The sequence below is a fragment of the Pseudomonas sp. FP453 genome, assembly GCF_030687495.1.
Taxonomy (GTDB): Bacteria; Pseudomonadota; Gammaproteobacteria; order Pseudomonadales; family Pseudomonadaceae; genus Aquipseudomonas.
On sequence record NZ_CP117435.1, the window covers coordinates 680,038 to 698,274 of the forward strand.

Sequence of the window (18,237 nt, forward strand, 5' to 3'; positions counted from 1 at the left end):
CTTGCCTGCGATAGCGTCGGCTCAGGCTGCCCGCACCGGCGTGGTCCAACGCTCCGACAAAATCACTCCGCCCAACGTCAGCAAGCCACCCACCAGGTGATACAGCGCCAACTCTTCCTTCAACACCACCGCCGCAATCAGCGCCGTAATCAACGGCAGCAGGTTGAAAAACAGCGTGGTCCGGCTCGGCCCCAGGGTCTTCACCGAATGCATCCACGCCAACGGCGCGAGCATCGAAGCCAGCACGCACGCATACATCACCAGCGGAATATTCGCCCAGCCAAGGCCGGCTTTCTGCGAGAACAGAAACAGCGGAAACAACACCGCCACCGCCACCAGCACCTGCAAATACAGCAACACCAACGGCGGCAGGCGCAGCTGCCATTTTTTCAGCAGGGTGCTGTAGACCGCATAAGCCAGGGTGGCCACCAGCATCATCGCGTCGCCCAGGTTGACCCCATGTTGCAGCAACGCGCCCAGGCTGCCGGACGACACCACCACCACCACGCCGGCGAATGACAGCACGGCACCGGTGAGGGCGCCGTAGGTCAGGCGCTGGCCGAGGCTGATGATCGCCGCCGTCAGCGCCATCAACGGCATCAGCGACAGGATGATGCCCATGTTGGTCGCCGTGGTCAGCGACGCGGCGTAGTACGCCAGGCTCTGGTACACCGCCATGCCCAGCACGCCAAGAATGACGATCTTGCCCAGGTTCGGGCGGATCAGCGCCCAGTTGGCGAGCACCGGCTTGAGCATGAACGGCGTAAACAGCAGCGCCGCCAGCAGCCAGCGGTAAAAGCCGATCTCCGCCGGGAAGATCGTGCCTACGGCCAGTTTGTTGACCACGGTGTTGCCGGCCCAGATGAAGATGGCCAGCAGGGGATACGCGTATTGCATCGAAAGAAACCAGGTGTGTTGATGAGCCGGGATTATCCCTTGTCTGGATCGAAGCCTATACTGCGATCCAGACAAACGACCTTTGTATCCGGACAATATGGCCAGACACACCGTACGCCTCGCGGATTTTGCCAGCCTGCCCAGCCCGGTCTACTTCCGCTACTCCGATTTTGCCCCCGACACCGAGTGCACCCCGCACCAGCACGGCTGGGGTTCGCTGGATTACTCCGCCAGCGGCGTGATGCGCATGGAAGTGGCCGGCAACCGCTTTATGTCGCCGCCGCAGTACGCGGTGTGGGTGCCGCCGCACACCGAGCACAGCTCCTACAACGCCGAGGCCATCGTCTACCACTCGGTGGGCCTGGCCCCGCAGCTGTGTGCGCAACTGCCGCAGCAGCCGTGCACCCTGGCGATCAGCGCCATCCTCAAGGCGATCCTCAGCGACTTCGCCCAACGCGACGTGAGTGTCCCCGAGAGCGAAGCCGATATCCGTCTGGCCCAGGTGCTGGTGGACCAGCTCAGGCAGGCGCCGATCCACGAGTGCTTCCTGCCCTACGCCCGTCACCCCGGCCTGCTCGGTGTGCTGGAAGGCATGCAGGCCGATCCCGGCGACAATCGCCCGCTGGCCCACTGGGCGGCGCAAGTCCACGTAAGCGAACGCACCCTGGCGCGCCAGTTTGTGCGCGAGCTGGGCATGAGCTTTGGTGAATGGCGCCAGCGCCTGCGCTACCTGGCGGCCATCGAAGCCCTCGATAGTGAACACAGCGTGCAACATGTGGCGTTCGACCTCGGCTACAGCACCGCCTCGGCCTTTATTGCGATGTTCCAGCGCCACGCTGGTTGCACGCCTGAGCAGTACCGGCGGTCGAATATCCGAAGTCGGTGAAGATGTAACAGGCTTTGACTACACTGCTGCATAGGCTGTGCCCCTCGGCACGGTAACAGGGAGAAAACTCCATGAAGATGCTGCGAATTCCGTTGTTGATGATGGGCCTGCTGCTGTGTTCCCAGGGCTTTGCCGCCACTGCCCAGCAAAACAAGATGACCACCTGCAATGCCGAAGCCACTACCAAGACGCTCAAGGGCGACGATCGCAAGGCGTTCATGAAAACCTGCCTGTCGGCCCCGGCGGCCAATGACGCCAAGACCCTGACGCCGCAGCAGCAGAAGATGAAAGACTGCAATGCGACGGCGAAGACCAAGGCGCTGGCCGGCGATGCGCGCAAGACCTTCATGAGCACTTGCCTCAAAGGCTGATCACGATCTCACAGCCAATGAAGATCAAATGTGGGAGCCAGCTCCCACACTTGATCGCATTCACAACCTACCCACTCGCTTGATTCCCTCAAGGCTGGCAGACTGCCCATCCTTTAACGCCGTTTGTTTTGAGGCTGTATGCCAACGTTTTCTCAGCGTCATGTGTTGTTGCTGGCCAGCTACATCATCATTTTCGGCGGACTGCTGCTGGTACTTCCGCTCAAATTACTGCCCAGCCTGCTGGCGGGTCTGTTGGTGTTCGAGCTGGTCAATATGCTCACCCCGCAACTGCAACGGCTGATCGAAGGCCGGCGCGCACGCTGGCTGGCGGTGGCCCTGCTGGGCACCTTGATCGTCAGCGTGCTGACCCTGATCTTTGCCGGCGCCATCAGCTTCCTGCTCCACGAAGCGGAAAATCCCGGGGCTTCCCTCGACAAATTCATGGGCGTGGTCGACCGCGCACGCGGCCAGTTGCCGCCGTTTATCGACGCCTACCTGCCCGCCAGCGCCGCCGAGTTCCGCGTGGCCATCGGCGACTGGATGAGCAAACACCTGAGCGAACTGCAGCTGGTCGGCAAAGACGCCGCCCACATGTTCGTCACCCTGCTGATCGGCATGGTGCTCGGCGCGATCATCGCCCTGCAACGCGTGCCCGACCTGACCAAGCGCAAACCCCTGGCCGCCGCGCTGTTCGACCGCCTGCACCTGCTGGTCCAGGCCTTTCGCAATATCGTCTTCGCCCAGATCAAGATCGCCGCGCTCAACACCGCCTTCACCGCCGTGTTCCTCGCCGTGGTGTTGCCGTTGTGCGGGATTCACCTGCCGCTGACCAAAACCCTGATCGTGCTGACCTTCCTGCTGGGCCTGCTGCCGGTGATCGGCAACCTGATGTCCAACACGCTGATCACCATCGTCGCGCTGTCGCTGTCGATCTGGGTGGCGGTGGCGGCGTTGGGCTACTTGATCGTGATCCACAAGATCGAGTACTTCCTCAACGCGCGGATCGTCGGCGGGCAGATCAGTGCCAAGTCGTGGGAGTTGTTGCTGGCGATGCTGGTGTTTGAGGCGGCGTTTGGCCCTGCCGGGAGTGGTGGCGGGGCCGATTTATTATGCGTATCTCAAGAGTGAGCTGAAGCTTGGGGGGATGGTTTAAGGCTTGTGTTGCCTGGGCTGACGTCATCGCGGGCAAGCCCGCTCCCACATTTAGATTTGTGAACACAGTCAAATGTGGGAGCCGGGCTTGCCCGCGATAGGGGCGCCACGGTCTTTCAGGTGAAACTCAGTAGCCGTACCGCTTGCTGGCCTCAATCGCCAACCCACTGCCGATGCTGCCAAAGATATTCCCTTCCACATGCCGCGCATTCGGCAGCATCGCCGAGATGCTGTGGCGCAATGCCGGAATCCCGCTGGAACCGCCGGTAAAGAACACCGTGTCCACCTGCGCCACGCTCACCGAAGCGTCGTTGAGCAGCTGCGTCACGCTACCGCGCACGCGCTCCAGCAAGGCGTCGATGGACGACTCGAACAGCGCACGGCTCAGGTCCACGCTCAGGCCCGCTTCGATGCGGTCCAGCGCGACGTGGCGGCTGTCTTCGTGGGTCAGCTGGATCTTGGTTTCTTCCACTTCCATGGCCAACCAGTGCCCGGCACGCTGTTCGATCAGCTTGAACAGGCGGTCGATGCCGCCGGTGTCTTCGATGTCGTAGCGCATGCTGCCCAATGCCAGCTGGGATTTTTGCGAGTACACCGAGTTGATCGTGTGCCAGGTCGCCAGGTTCATGTGGTGGCTGGTGGGCATGTAGGCGCCGCTCTTCATGCGGCTGCCGTAGCCGAACAGCGGCATCATGCCGTTCAGCGAGAGCTGCTTGTCGAAGTCGGTACCGCCGATGTGCACGCCGCCGGTGGCGAGGATGTCGCTCTGGCGGTTGTCGTTGTGACGGCGATCCGGCGACAGGCGCACCAGGGAGAAGTCGGACGTACCACCGCCGATGTCGACGATCAGTACCAGCTCTTCTTTCTGGATGGTGGACTCGTAGTCGAACGCGGCCGCAATCGGCTCGTACTGGAACGAAATGTCCTTGAAGCCGATCTTGCGCGCCACATCCACCAGGGTGTTCTCGGCTTCCTGGTCGGCCATCGGGTCGTCATCGACGAAAAACACCGGGCGGCCCAGCACCACTTCTTCGAACTCACGGCCGGCGTTGGCTTCGGCGCGGGTCTTGAGCTGGCCGATAAACAGCGCCAGCAGGTCGGTGAACGGCATCGCCGTGCCGAGTACGCTGGTGTCGTGCTTGATCAGCTTGGAACCCAGCAGGCTCTTGAGCGAGCGCATCAGCCGGCCTTCGTAGTTTTCCAGGTACTCGTGCAGCGCCAGGCGGCCGTACACCGGGCGGCGTTCCTCGAAGTTGAAGAACACCACCGACGGCAGGGTGATCTTGTCGTCCTCCAGCGCAATAAGCGTCTCCTCGCCGGGGCGGATCCAGCCGACGGTGGAGTTGGACGTGCCGAAGTCGATGCCGCAGGCACGGGCTGGGGATGAGTTTTCCATGACAATCAGGTTCCGGTTGAAAAACGGCCGCGCAGTGTATGCCAGTCGAGGGCGGATGCGTAGGCCGACCATCTGTTAAATCTTGCTTGAAACCTGGCGATTCGCCCCCACATCTGCTGCATACGGCAAGCGCCGATAACACTTTGACGCACCCCCAGGCCACAAGACTCAACAGGTGCAAACCACCGCACGTTGTGCCCCGGGCTGTGCGATCTCGATTAAGGATGGTGAACCGCCGATGGATTTCAAAGACTACTACAAGATTCTGGGTGTCGAGCCGAGCGCGGACGACAAGGAAATCAAGGCCGCGTACCGCAAGCTCGCGCGCAAATATCACCCGGACGTGAGCAAGGAAAAAGACGCCGAAGCCAAGTTCAAGGACGCGTCCGAAGCCTACGAGGCGCTCAAGAGCGCGGACAAGCGCGCCGAATACGACGAGCTGCGCAAATACGGCCAGCATGGCCAGCCGTTCCAGGGGCCACCGGGCTGGCAGAGCCGTGGCGGCTTTGGCGGCGGCCAGGACCAGGGCGACTTCTCGGACTTCTTCAGCTCGATCTTCGGCTCCCGTGGCGATGCCTTTGGTGGCGGCCAGCGCCGTCCGGCCGGGCGCAAGGGCCAGGACGTGGAGATGCAGCTGACCGTGTCCCTGGAAGAGACGCTGTCCACCGAGTCCAAGCAGATCAGCTTCCAGGTGCCGCAGTACGACGCCTCGGGCCGTCACGTCAGCAACACCACCAAGAGCCTGAACGTGAAGATCCCCGCCGGCGTGGCCGACGGCGAGCGCATCCGCCTCAAAGGCCAGGGCGCACCGGGGATTGGCGGCGGGGCCAATGGCGACCTGTACCTGATCATCAAGTTTGCGCCGCATTCGAAGTTCGAAGTCGAAGGCGACAACCTGGTGATCACCTTGCCACTGGCACCGTGGGAACTGGCGCTGGGCGCCGAAGTGGCCGTGCCGACCCTGACCGGCAAGATCAACCTCAAGGTGCCGGCCGGCAGCCAGAACGGCCAGCGCATGCGCGCCAAGGGCCATGGCTTGCTGAACAAGGCTGGGGAGCGAGGTTTCCTGTACATCCAGCTCAAGGCAGTAATGCCCAAGCAGGCGGATGACGAGACCATCGCCCTGTGGCAGGAACTGGCGAAAAAGGCCGCGTTCAACCCACGGGAAAACTTCTGAAATAGCCTCCGCGCTAACTATCTAGCGCGGCTCCCTTCGTCGGCCATGATGTGCTGAGGCTCCTTTTTACTGGAGCAACATCATGGCCGATCTGTCTTCCGCCAGCCCGCCGGCGGCGACCCAAAGCATCCACCGCAACTACCTTGAACAGGCCAGCCCGGCCTGGCTGATCAATGCCACGCCGTCCCGCCGTGCCCAATTCAAAGGCACACCGGCAGTGCTGCCGGATTGGTTTGAGCGTGCCTCACCCAGCCAGCGCCAGGCGCTGTACCAGCAATTCACTGCCAGCTTCACGGCCCAGACTGTGCTCGACAAGGCCATGGCGCCGCTGCAAGACATCGACGCCTTCGCCGAGCCGCTGCTGGTCAAGGCGTTGCAAGAGCAATTCGGCGTGCAACTGGATGTGCATAAGACATTGCTGCACCTGCGCAAGCCCATCGAGTTCGGAGTGCTTGGCACCACCATCGGCAGTTTTGAAGTGCTGCGCCTGCCGCTGTTGCAGGCCGCGTTGCACAACTTCGAAGCCAGGGAGTGCGAGGTGGGGGCGTTTCATGCGTCGTCGGGCTTTCTCCAGCAAACGACAGCCGGCGACACCGAGCCGCTCAGCACCGCGTTGACGGTGGTGCAGTTCACTGGGTTGTGCCGCTCGCTGGACATCGGCGCGCAGTACCAGCGCCACCTCGACGATTTCCTGTACCCCAAGGATGGCGTGGCGGAACAGGCGCTGCGGCTCAAGTTCAGTACCGCGCGCAAGGCCGACCTGGCGGCGGCCGCGGAAACGGCGTTGTTGAAAAAAGACATTACGCCGGCGGATTACCAGATGATCACCTCGGTGATCGACGGTGAGCTCCATCCCAAAATGGGCAATAAGCAGGTGTGGTTCAACGACCTCGGCCTGATGAAAAAACGCATGACCGGCTGCGTGGCGTTCGTCATTTGCGAGAAGTACCGCTATGCCGATGACGTGATCCTCTACATCCCCCACGACCCGTACCATCCGTTGAAACGCTACAACCGGGCCGAGATGGTGGCGATGTTCACGCAGCGCTTTGCCGCACGCGATACCCCTGACCCGGGCGACGGCAGCCCCACGGCGTACCAGCGGTTCTTCAGCCAGTTTGTGGCCTATGGCGACCTGCCTGCGTACTTCGACGCGCTGACCGAAGACGTCGAGGCGCTCACGGTCGGGGAAAAACTGCTGCCCTATGTGTCGCTGCTCAACGAGTTGTCCAAGGGCATCAACCCGTTCGCGACGTTTACTTCCGTTCGAGAATGGCCCCCCGCACCGCCGTCGGCCAAGCGGCCCAACCCGCAGCCGTTTCTCAACCCAATCACCCTGTCGCGCAAAGGCCATGGCGTGTGGGCCGACAACATCGAGCTGTGGGGCTACCTGTTTGAGCAATATCGCGCCAAGACCCTCGCCGATGCCCGCAGCCATGCCGTGCCCACTGCCGATGTCGATGCCCGCGTGCGTTCGCAAAAACTCGCCAAGCTGCTCAATATCGGCCTGTTGGCGCTGAATACGGTCTCGATGTTCGTGCCGGTGTTGGGCGAAGTGATGATGGCGGTGATGGCCGGGCAAATGCTCTACGAAACCTTCGCCGGCACCCTGGAGTGGAGTGAAGGCGACCGTCGCGCGGCCAAGGCGCACCTGGTGGATGTGGCTGAAAACCTGGCCTTTATCGCGGTGATGGCGGTGGGTGGGAAAGTGCTAGCCAAGGTGATCGCGGTCAAGCCCGAGCCGTTGATTGAAAAGCTCGATCCGGTGGCCCTGGCCGATGGCAAGGCGAGTTTGTGGAAACCGGACTTCACCGGCTATGAAAGCCCAGTCGACTTGCCGCCCGGCAGGGCGCCCAACGCCTTGGGTGAGTACGCGCTCAACGGTAAAAGCTACATACGCCAGTCGGGCAGGCTCTACGAGAAAACCTTCGACAGCACCCTCAACCGCTGGCGCCTGCAGCACCCCACTGACCCCCAGGCCTATCAACCACTGCTCAGTCACAATGGCGCGGGCGCCTGGCGGCTGGCGTTGGAGCGACCACTGGAGTGGGACCGCATCACGCTGCTGCGCCGCCTGGGCTCGATGGCGGATGGCTTCACCGATGAGCAACTGCTGAACATCGCCGACATCAGCGGCACCCGTGATGACGCCCTGCGCAAAATGCATGTGGATAACGCGCCCCCGCCGCCCGAGTTGGCCGATGCCCTGCGCTTGTTCAGGGTCGACCAGGATGTGGCGCAGGTGATCGAGCAGGTCAGCAGCGGCCAGGCCGTGGACGGTCGCTACCTGTTCACCCTGCCGCTGGTCACGGCAATGCCGCGCTGGCCGGTGGGCCGGGTGCTGGAAGTGTTCGATGGGCCGGGTCTGACCGGCAACTCGCAACGGTATGGCGTGGAGCGGCTGTTCCATGGGGCCAGGTTGAAACCCGCGATTCGCATCAGCCGCGCCGATGTGGTGAGCAGCAAACTGCCGGCGCAGATCCTCGCCGCGCTGGATGAAACCGAGGTCGTCGGCCTGCTTGGCGGCGAAGCGGCGCGGGTGCGTGACAACCGGCCCATGGAGTTTCGCCAGCAACTCGCCGACTACGCGCGTACCCGGCAGCCGGCGCTGTTCGACAGCCTGTACAGGGGCACCGATGCGCCCGACCCCAGCGTCGCCAAGCTGCAACGCCTGTACCCCGGCCTGAGCGAACCTGCCGCGCACAGCGTGCTGGCCGAAAGCGACGTGGCGCAACTGCACCACCTGCACAGCACCGGACGTGTGCCGTTGGCCATGCAGGAACAGATTCGCTGGCATCAGCGCCAGGGCCGCCTGGGGCATGCCTATGCCGGCCTGCACATGGAAAACCTGACCGCCGCCAGCAGCAAGCGCCTGGCACTGCATACCTTGAGCACACTGCCAGGCTGGTCGGACCAGGTACGCCTGGAAGTGCGCGACGGCAATGTCAAAGGCGCCTTGCTGGACGGCATCGGCCGCCTGGACGCGCCCCAGCGCAAGTTCCTGGTCAAGCGAGGCCCGATCTATCAGGCGTTCGACGAGCGTGGCGAGGCCCTCAACAGCCTGCCGCGCCATGGCGATAACTTTTACGCATCCCTGATGCATGCCTTGCCTGATGATGCGCGCCAGGCCCTGGGCATGCCCCATGTCGGGCAGAGCCAGGACCTGCGCCGCGCGATCATTGACCACGCGGTGGCGCATCCGGTGGCGTCGGCGCAGATCGTCGAGGGCGCCGTCGCCAGGCAATCCTGGTTCAAGCCGCCGCAGCGTATTGCGCCGAACAAGCTGGGGTATCCAGCCAGTGGCCGTGGGGAGGGCGCAGTGTCTTCGCTGGCCCTGCGGGCCCAGGCGCTCTACCCGGACATGACCGCAGAGCAGGCCGAGGCGTTTGTGCTGGGCAGGGTCCGCGAAGGCAGCAGCCACACGCAGATTTTTACCCTGCTGGAGAATCGCCGTAACGAGTGGAATCTACTGAACACCACGCTGGACACCTGGGCGGCCACGGTTTCGGATGATCTGTTTTTGCGCAGCCATCCGGCGATGGACCCGCGCTTGCGCATGGCCAGTGCGCTCAAGCGCTGTTGGCAACGCGGCCCCTTGCCGGAGTTGCCCGGGCATGCCGATCTGGTCCTTAACGGCGACGAGGCGCTGCCACCGCTAAGCGCAGATTTTTCCCATGTGCGGACGTTGACGATGCGCGGGCGTCGGCTGCTCGAGAACAGCGAACAGCTGCTTGATCATTTTCCCCGCCTGCAGGCATTGAGCCTGGTGGGGACCAACACGGCGATGGGCAATGTGCTGGGCGCCATGGAGCGCTTGCTCGCGCTGACCCGCCTGCACATCGAGGGCGTGGAAAGCCTGGGCGCGCAAGAGCAAACCCGGCTGGAAGGGCTGACCCGCCTGCAACAGTTGACCCTGAACTCAACCCATCGCTTGTTGCGGCCGCTGGATGTCAGCCGAATGAGCCAGCTGCATACCCTGAAACTGTCAGGCAGCGTGCAACACGTATTTCCGTTGGGGGTGTTCGATCTTCCAGAGCTGCGCACCCTGGACTTCAAGGGCTCGGACATCGATGAACTTCCCCCCCAACTGTTTGAGCCGGGGCATGAGCGGCTGTGGCCGGGCCTGTCCTTGAAGTGGTCGCGGTTCATGCGCGAGCGGTTCAAGGCGGCCTATGCCTATATCGAAAGCCACCCGGAGCACCTGATGGACCAGGATGAAATGGTCAGGGATTATTGCGTCGGCCAATTCTATGGGCACCTTGGTCGGCCCGCCCTCAGCAACCCGGCCAATGATGCGGCACTGCGGTCCGAGTTTTTTGCACGTTGGCCCACCACTCAGGAGCGGTTCGTCGCGATAGAAGCGCTGAGTACCGAGTACGCCGGCCTGACCGAAGGCCTTGAAGGCTGGGTGCTTCAGAGTGCGGACCCGGTCGAGCGCAGCCACCGTGCGACGATTGACTACGCCTTGCGCAGCCAGTGGTACCAGGGCTTGCATGTCCGCTACGACGTCAGCCAGGCGCCGGCACTGAGCTTGCCCGGCATGGTGGTCAGCGAACTGCCTCGACTCGCCGCCGATAGCTTTACCCATGTGACCGACTTGCGCGTGTCGAACGCCCAAGTACCCAGCGCCGCATTGAGCGCCTTCATGCGTGGCTTTACCGCCCTGCATTCGCTGGATGCAAGCGGCTGTGGCTTGACCGAGTTGACAATGGCGCCGGGGGACTGGCCGTTCCTCAGGCATCTGGACCTGAGCAACAACCCTTTGGCCACCCTGGACGTCAGCGGTTTGCGTCAACTCCAGGCCTTGAACCTGCACGGCAGCGCATTGGCTGCGTGGCCGACGGGGGCGCAGCTATTGCCTGCGCTTGAGTGGCTGGACTTGCGCAGTACGCAGCTTGCCGATCTGCCGGACAGCGTCCTGGCCCACGACCGCATCTTGCTCAACAGCAACCTGTCTGGCGCACCCTTGACCGCCGAGGCGCAATCGCGGCTGGCGACAGCGCGCCAGCGCATCGAGCAACGGTGGGGGCTTTCCGACGGCACGTTGAGCCTGTTCGAACAGCGCCCCGTCGATGATGTATTTCCGCCCGAGGAAAGTGCCAGCAGCCTGACTCAGCAGTTGTTGCCGATAATGGCGACAGATACCGGCCACGACACGCTCTCGCTGGAGCAGCAGCTGCAACGCCTGCGCCCGGCACTGGGCGCTGAAAGGGCTGGGCAATGGCTTGAACGCCTGCGCGGCGAAGGGCTGAGTGACCTGCAAGTGCGGGAACGCATCGGGACCTGGGAACAGGCCCATGGGGCGCTGACACGGCGCTTGAATGACTGGATATTCACCCGCCGCTTCAACCTGGGCCACGACATGCTGGTGACCTCCAACACCCGTCAGTTGGCCGCTGAGGATATCCTGGCCCGCTGGCTCGACGGCGTGTCGGGTGTGCTGGCAAACCGAGCGCTGAGTTTCCACGGCATGATCCTCGGCGACTTGCCGGACCTGGCGCTCACGCTGGACCATATCGACAGCTTGAACCTGAACGGCGTGCAACTCTCGGGGCAGGGTTCCAATGCTTTCCTCAGGGCGTTTCCCCGGCTCAATACCCTGGTGTTGAGCAGCAACCCGCTGCACACTTTTCCGGATGCCGTGGTCGCCATGGCCGAACTGCGCCGCCTGGAGTTGTCGGCCGTGGGGGTCAACGATCCGGAACTGCTGTACGCCACATTGGTGCACCTTGAGCGATTGCAGTGGCTGGACTTGAGCTACTGCGACCTGGACAACTTCCGCGTTGACCAATTCAGCCAGTTGCACACCCTGAACCTGAGCAACAACGAGTTGACCGAGTGGCCGCAGGGCGCTTTGCAGGCCGGTGCGTTGCGCGCGCTGGAACTGGGCAGCAATCAGCTGGAGTCGATTCCCCCAGGCGCACTGGAAGGTGCGCACGACCGCTTGATGGCGGGCGTCAACCTGACCGACAACTTCGGCTTGCCCCTGGCAGATCTCCAGCGCCTGCAGGCCTATGCCGAGCGCACCGGCAGGGATCATGCGCTGGGGTTGAGTGCTGCGGATATCCAGCAGTTGGTCAATGATCTGGAGCACCCGCAAAACAGTGACAGCGGCAACGAAAGTGACAGCAATGACTGGGGCGCCGCCCCGCAACCGTTTGTGCCCGACGAGGCGCTGGGTGCGCCGCAGGTCACGGCAGGGGATCTGCAACCGTGGATCGAACACTTGCCAAACGGCGAGCGCGCGCACAACACGCAACTGTGGAACAGCCTGGCGGAAGAGCCCGACAACGCGGCGTTTTTCAATCTGTTGTCGTTGGCGCGCCAGACCCGGGACTACCAATCCTTCCGCGCCTCGTTGACGCACCGCATGTGGGGCGTGATGGAAGCGGCGGCGAGCAATGCCGAGCTGCGCGAAGAGCTGTTCGAGATCGCCAGGACCCAAAACACCTGCGCCGATGGGCGGGCGCTCGGTTTCAGCCAGATGGAAACCCGCGTCTATGTGTTCAATGCCTTGAACGGTGTGAACCCAACCGACCTCACGCTCAAAGGCAAGGCGTTGCTGGACTTGTCCCGTAGCCTGTTCCGCCTGGAACAGGTCGAGCTTTTGGCCGGTGGCAAGCCCGGAGACCCGGCGGAAGTGCGCCTTAAATACCTGATTGGGCTTGAGGGCGAATTGAAGTTGCCGGGCGTGCCCAAAAGCATGATTTATGACCGGCCGATCACCGGCGAGCCCATGAAGAAGGCTGCCAAAGAGATCAAAGACAAGGAAAAGCTGCCCGCCTTTCACCAAAACCTGATCCTGCGTGACTTCTGGGTGGGCTACCTGCAAGAGCGCTATCCCGAGGCCTTCGCGGCCTTGGCAGAGCGCAATGAAGAGCGCCGCATCACGTTTGGGCTGGAGCATCCAGACCATCACGCCGAGGACTACGCCGCAGCGGCGCAGGAGTTGGCCGCACAGATTCAGGCGGATGACACCAACACCAGGGTCGCCCTCTCGCAACAAGCAGAGGCGGCATTGACCGCAGCGGTCCGCGACCCCAACCAACCGGGCACTTCCGCCGAGCTGCTGGGAGGCTAACCCCCTGGCGCAGTTGCCCGAAACGCATGCGCCGATCAACTGCCCGGCGCCGATGACCTGGCCCGCACTGGCCTAAAACAGGAAATAGCGCTGGGCCATCGGCAACACCTCTGCCGGCTCACACCACAACAACACCCCGTCAGCCTTGACCTGATAGGTCTGCGGGTCCACCTCGATTTCAGGCAGGTAATCGTTGTGGATCAGGTCGGTTTTCTGCACGTTGCGGCAACCCTTGACCACGGCGATCTGCTTTTTCAAACCCAGGGCTTCGGGCAAGCCGGCGTCCTGGGCGGCCTGGCTGATGAAGGTCAGGCTGGTGGCGTGCAATGAACTGCCGAAACTGGCGAACATCGGGCGGTAGTGCACCGGTTGCGGCGTGGGGATCGAGGCGTTGGCGTCGCCCATCAGGCTCGAGGCAATCGCGCCGCCCTTGAGGATCAGGGTTGGCTTGATACCAAAGAACGCCGGGCGCCACAGCACCAGGTCGGCCCACTTGCCCACTTCGATGGAACCGACAATGTGGCTCACGCCGTGGGTGATCGCCGGGTTGATGGTGTACTTGGCGATGTAGCGCTTGGCGCGGAAGTTGTCGTTGCCCGGGCCATCGCCTGGCAACGGGCCGCGCTGTTTTTTCATCTTGTCGGCGGTCTGCCAGGTGCGCGTGATGACTTCGCCGACGCGGCCCATGGCCTGGCTGTCGGAGCTGATCATGGAGAACGCGCCGAGGTCGTGCAGGATGTCCTCGGCGGCGATGGTCTCGCGGCGGATGCGGCTTTCGGCGAAGGCCACGTCTTCGGCAATGCTCGGGTCGAGGTGATGGCAGACCATCAGCATGTCGAGGTGTTCGTCGATGGTGTTGCGCGTGAATGGCCGCGTCGGGTTGGTCGAACTGGGCAGCACGTTCGGGAAACCGCAGGCCTTGATGATGTCCGGCGCGTGGCCGCCACCGGCACCTTCGGTGTGGTAGGTGTGGATGGTGCGGCCCTTGAGCGCGGCGAGGGTGGTTTCGACAAAGCCCGACTCGTTGAGGGTGTCGCTGTGGATCGCCACCTGCACGTCGTATTCGTCGGCGACGCTCAGGCAATTGTCGATGCTCGCCGGGGTGGTGCCCCAGTCTTCATGCAGCTTCAAGCCGATGGCGCCGGCCTTGACCTGTTCGATCAACGGCTCCGGCAAACTGGCGTTGCCCTTGCCGGTAAAGCCGATGTTCATCGGGAACGAATCACTGGCCTGGAGCATGCGCGCCAGGTGCCACGGGCCGGAGGTGCAAGTAGTCGCATTGGTGCCGGTGGCCGGCCCGGTGCCGCCGCCGATCATGGTGGTGACGCCGCTGGTCAGCGCTTCTTCGATCTGCTGCGGGCAGATGAAATGCACGTGGCTGTCGATGCCGCCGGCGGTGAGGATCATGCCTTCGCCGGCAATCACCTCGGTGCTGGCGCCGATGGCCATGGTCACGCCGGGCTGGATGTCCGGGTTGCCGGCTTTGCCGATGGCGTGGATGCGCCCGTTCTTCAGGCCGACATCGGCTTTGACGATGCCCCAATGGTCGATGATCAGCGCGTTGGTGATCAGGGTGTCGACTACTTCGTGGGCGAGCAGTTGGCTTTGGCCCTGGCCGTCGCGGATGACTTTGCCGCCGCCGAATTTCACTTCTTCGCCGTAGACGGTGAAGTCCTGTTCGACTTCGACAAACAGCTCGGTGTCGGCCAGGCGGACCTTGTCACCGACGGTGGGGCCGTACATGTCGGCGTAGGCTTGGCGGCTGATTTTCATGTGTGTGCCCTGAAATATTTGTGTTGAATGTGAGATAGCTATCGCAGGCAAGCCAGCTCCCACAGTGGACCGAGTTGTCACGTTGGAATGCGATCACCTGTGGGAGCTGGCTTGCCTGCGATAAGGCCCTAAAGATCGCCCATGACCCGCCCGGCAAACCCAAACACCCGCCGCCCCCCGCTCAAGTCCACCAACTCCACCTCCCGACTCTGCCCCGGCTCGAACCGCACCGCCGTCCCCGCCGGAATGTTCAAGCGCATGCCGCGACTCGCCGCACGGTCAAACGTCAGCGCGTCATTGGTCTCGAAAAAATGGTAGTGCGAACCCACCTGGATCGGCCGGTCGCCGCTGTTTGCCACGCTCAGGCTGATCGTGCGGCGGCCGACGTTGAGTTCGATATCGCCAGGCTGGATCTGATATTCGCCAGGAATCATGCAGGTTGCCCCAGGGTCTTGAAGTAGATGGCGGTCGGGCTGTAGCGCCCGTCCGGGCTTTGGCAGTAGTCGGGCAACTCACCGATCCTGGTGTAGCGCAGCGACTGGTAGAAGGCTTCGGCCGGGGAGCCGGCTTCGGTGTCCAGGTACAACAGGCCGCGCTTGTGTTGGCGGGCGGCGAGTTCCAGGGTGTTCATCAGCTGTTGGCCGAGGCCGTGGCGGCGGGCGCTGCTGTGCACCAACAGCTTTTGCACCTCGGCGCGGTTGCGGCCGTTGGCTTTCTGGCACAGCGCCAATTGCACGCTGGCGATCACCTGTTCATCGCGCACCACCACCCACAGCAGCAGGCTGGCGTCTTCGATGCTGGCCTGCACGCCGCTCAAATAGGCGCGGGCCTGGGCCTCGTCGAAGTCGTCCATGAAACCAACGGACGCGCCGTGCCTGACCGCGTCCAGCAACAGTTCGATCAAGCCCAGGCGGTAGTGGGCGAAACTTTCGGCATTGACTCGACGCAGTTGTGTAGCGCTCATCGCTCTCACTCCTTGGGCGGCTCGGCACCCGGGTTCAAGGCCAGTTGCATGAAGGTCAGGTCCAGCCAGCGACCGAACTTGATGCCCACTTGCGGCATCTGCCCGGTGGTGATGAAACCCAGGCGCTCATGCAGGCGGATCGAGGCGTGGTTGCCGCTTTCGATGGCGGCGACCATCACGTGCTTGCCGCCGCTGCGCGCGCGTTCGATCAGCGCTTGCATCAGCAACGGGCCAAGGCCCTTGCCGCGCTGGTCGTTGCGCACGTACACCGAGTGCTCGACGCTGTAGCGGAAACCCTCGAAGGGCCGCCAGTCGCCGAACGAGGCGTAGCCGGTGACTTCGCCATTTTCCACCGACACCAGGATCGGATACTGCTGCGCCTGGCGCGCGTTGAACCAGCTCTGGCGGTTGGCCAGGTCCACCGGTTGTTCGTTCCAGATCGCCGTCGTATTCAGCACCGCATCGTTGTAGATAGCGCGGATCGCCGGCAGGTCGCTTTCAAGTGCATCACGAATCATGGCGGCTTCTCAGGCAATCGGCTGGTGGACGGTGACGAGCTTGGTGCCGTCGGGGAAGGTGGCTTCCACCTGAATGTCCGGGATCATTTCCGGGATGCCTTCCATCACCTGTTCGCGGCTGAGCAGGGTGGTGCCGAAGTGCATCAGGTCGGCGACGGTGCGGCCATCGCGGGCGCCTTCCATCAGCGCGGCGGAGATGTAGGCGATGGTTTCCGGGTAGTTGAGCTTCACCCCGCGCGCGAGGCGGCGCTCGGCCACCAAGCCTGCGGTGAAGATCAGCAGTTTGTCTTTTTCCCGTGGGGTCAGGTCCATGGTTCAAGGTCCTTCAAACAACATTCATAAAAACACTGGAGATCCAATGTGGGAGCTGGCTTGCCTGCGATAGCGGTACATCAGGCAATGTATTTGTTGCTGACCCACCGCTATCGCAGGCAAGCCAGCTCCCACAGTTTTGATCTTCATGTGCTCCAGATTCTCGGTGCAATGGCTTCCCGGCCTAGCACTGCCGGGCGTAGCAATTTCCATAAATCAATCAACCATGCCCGCGCCAACAACGCCTCACTGGCCAGGCAGCGGGCAACCAACAGGCCCGGCAATTGGCTCAAGTCGCCGCGAACGGCATGGGGCAGGGCGCGGCAGGTTTCCAGTAATTCAGGGTCAATCTCGCCCGTCAGCAGCAACGTGGCAAACACCGGTTGCCCATCCAGCCCAATCGGCGAGTCGAGCAAACCATCGGCGCCGACAATGCGCTGGCGCTCGTGCCAGAGCAACTGGCCGTCGCGGCGGATATCCAGCTGGGATTGAAAGTGTCCCAGGTCAAAGCGCTCGCCGCTGGCGGGGCGGCCGAGGGCGACCACGTCCCAGTAGAACAGGTGCGCATCGCCTTGCAGCTCGATGCGGGTGGTGAGTTCGGCCTGGGCCGCGCTGAACACGATGGTTTCCTGGGGCAGCCATTCCAGCGTCGCACCCGCTTCGACCGTGAGGTCAAGCTGCTGGAACGCCGGGCCGCTGGCGCGGTACCACTTGGCCGCGCCGGGGCTGGTCAACTGCGCCCAGGCACCCGCGCCGACGTGGGCGCTGATGTCCAGGCGATCACCGCCGGCAATCCCGCCGGGCGGGTGCACGATGATGTGCTGGCACACCTCGGGGCCTTCGGCGTACAGGTGCTTTTGCACCCGCAGCGGGCCGAGGTGGCGGCGCATCACCGGGCGCGTGGTGTCGCCGAAACGCGCGTAGCCGAGGTTCAGCTCGGCGTGCCAGCTGGGGGTGAAGAGGGCAGAGGGCAGGTTCATGTCGTTGTGCTTATCGTTAGGACGCTACAGATTAGATCGTAACGAGGCCGCGCACACCCTCGCTTTCCATGTTTTCGCCACGGCCCTGGGCGACGATTTCCCCCCGGGACATCACCAGGTACTGGTCGGCCAGTTCGGCGGCAAAATCGTAGAACTGCTCCACCAGCAGGATCGCCATATCGCCACGGGCCGCGAGTTTTTTGATCACCGCGCCGATCTCCTTGATCACCGAGGGTTGGATGCCTTCGGTGGGCTCATCGAGGATCAGCAAGCGTGGACGGCTGGCCAGTGCGCGGCCAATCGCCAACTGTTGCTGCTGGCCGCCGGACAAGTCACCGCCGCGCCGGTGTTTCATTTGCAGCAGCACCGGGAACAGCTCGTAGATAAACGCCGGGACTTCCTTGGCTTCCGAGCCGGGGAAACGTGCGAGGCCCATCAGCAGGTTTTCTTCCACCGTGAGCCGGCCAAAAATCTCGCGGCCCTGGGGCACGTAGGCGATGCCGGCGTAGACGCGCTGGTGCGGCTTGAACGTGGTGATGGCCTTGCCTTCCCAGTTCACTGCGCCTTCCTTGGCGGGCAACAGACCCATCAGGCACTTGAGCAGGGTGGTCTTGCCCACGCCGTTACGGCCGAGCAGGCAGGTGACTTCGCCGACCTTCACGTCAAAAGACAGGCCGCGCAGGATGTGGCTGCCGCCGTAGTACTGGTGCAATTTGTCGACTTGCAACAT

The 18,237-nt window shown here is 63.0% G+C and carries 13 protein-coding genes and 1 pseudogene; 5 read left to right on the top strand and 9 right to left on the bottom strand.

What is annotated here, in order from left to right; genetic code table 11:
* Positions 1-21: 21 nt before the first annotated feature.
* Positions 22-897, bottom strand: coding sequence for a DMT family transporter (locus tag PSH87_RS02955; protein WP_305432440.1), 876 nt, complete (start codon positions 895-897; stop codon positions 22-24).
* A 97-nt stretch (positions 898-994) separates the two neighbouring features.
* Here PSH87_RS02955 and PSH87_RS02960 point away from each other — a divergent pair, with 97 nt between their 5' ends.
* The 3 genes and pseudogenes from PSH87_RS02960 to PSH87_RS02970 all read left to right on the top strand — a co-directional run bounded on the left by PSH87_RS02960 (position 995) and on the right by PSH87_RS02970 (position 3,307).
* Positions 995-1,783 (top strand): helix-turn-helix transcriptional regulator, encoded by a 789-nt coding sequence (locus tag PSH87_RS02960; protein WP_305432441.1) that lies wholly within the window; start codon positions 995-997, stop codon positions 1,781-1,783.
* Positions 1,784-1,854: 71 nt separating this feature from the next.
* Positions 1,855-2,154, top strand: a complete 300-nt coding sequence (locus tag PSH87_RS02965; RefSeq protein ID WP_017737505.1) for a PsiF family protein — start codon at positions 1,855-1,857, stop codon at positions 2,152-2,154.
* A 138-nt stretch (positions 2,155-2,292) separates the two neighbouring features.
* Positions 2,293-3,307, top strand: a pseudogene (locus PSH87_RS02970) (AI-2E family transporter).
* A gap of 126 nt (positions 3,308-3,433) precedes the next feature.
* Here the strand turns inward: PSH87_RS02970 and PSH87_RS02975 are convergent.
* Positions 3,434-4,702: an Hsp70 family protein gene (locus PSH87_RS02975; protein WP_305432444.1), complete on the bottom strand. Its 1,269-nt coding sequence runs from the start codon at positions 4,700-4,702 to the stop codon at positions 3,434-3,436.
* 238 nt (positions 4,703-4,940) lie between these two features.
* Here PSH87_RS02975 and PSH87_RS02980 point away from each other — a divergent pair, with 238 nt between their 5' ends.
* Complete coding sequence (locus PSH87_RS02980) at positions 4,941-5,879, top strand: DnaJ C-terminal domain-containing protein (RefSeq protein WP_305432446.1); 939 nt, start codon at positions 4,941-4,943, stop codon at positions 5,877-5,879.
* Between the two features lie 82 nt (positions 5,880-5,961).
* Positions 5,962-12,960 carry an NEL-type E3 ubiquitin ligase domain-containing protein gene (locus PSH87_RS02985; protein WP_305432448.1) on the top strand — a complete coding sequence of 2,333 codons (6,999 nt, stop codon included), beginning with the start codon at positions 5,962-5,964 and terminating at the stop codon, positions 12,958-12,960.
* Positions 12,961-13,032: 72 nt separating this feature from the next.
* Here the strand turns inward: PSH87_RS02985 and ureC are convergent, their stop codons facing one another.
* The 7 genes from ureC to urtE form a co-directional block, all read right to left on the bottom strand.
* Entirely contained in the window at positions 13,033-14,733 is a 1,701-nt protein-coding gene (gene ureC, locus PSH87_RS02990; RefSeq protein ID WP_305432450.1) for an urease subunit alpha, read from the bottom strand.
* 128 nt (positions 14,734-14,861) lie between these two features.
* A complete protein-coding gene (locus PSH87_RS02995) occupies positions 14,862-15,167 on the bottom strand; it encodes an urease subunit beta (protein WP_017737512.1) in 306 nt (101 codons plus the stop codon).
* Complete coding sequence (locus PSH87_RS03000) at positions 15,164-15,697, bottom strand: GNAT family N-acetyltransferase (protein ID WP_305432452.1); 534 nt, start codon at positions 15,695-15,697, stop codon at positions 15,164-15,166. The genes PSH87_RS02995 and PSH87_RS03000 overlap by 4 nt, the downstream gene beginning before the upstream one ends.
* 5 nt (positions 15,698-15,702) lie before the next feature.
* Positions 15,703-16,215, bottom strand: coding sequence for a GNAT family N-acetyltransferase (locus PSH87_RS03005; RefSeq protein ID WP_305432454.1), 513 nt, complete (start codon positions 16,213-16,215; stop codon positions 15,703-15,705).
* 9 nt (positions 16,216-16,224) lie between these two features.
* Entirely contained in the window at positions 16,225-16,527 is a 303-nt protein-coding gene (locus PSH87_RS03010) for an urease subunit gamma (RefSeq protein WP_010213535.1), read from the bottom strand.
* A 146-nt stretch (positions 16,528-16,673) separates the two neighbouring features.
* Positions 16,674-17,507 carry an urease accessory protein UreD gene (locus tag PSH87_RS03015; RefSeq protein ID WP_017738505.1) on the bottom strand — a complete coding sequence of 278 codons (834 nt, stop codon included), beginning with the start codon at positions 17,505-17,507 and terminating at the stop codon, positions 16,674-16,676.
* Between the two features lie 31 nt (positions 17,508-17,538).
* On the bottom strand, positions 17,539-18,237 hold the full coding sequence (urtE, locus tag PSH87_RS03020) for an urea ABC transporter ATP-binding subunit UrtE (RefSeq protein WP_017738506.1): 699 nt from the start codon (positions 18,235-18,237) through the stop codon (positions 17,539-17,541).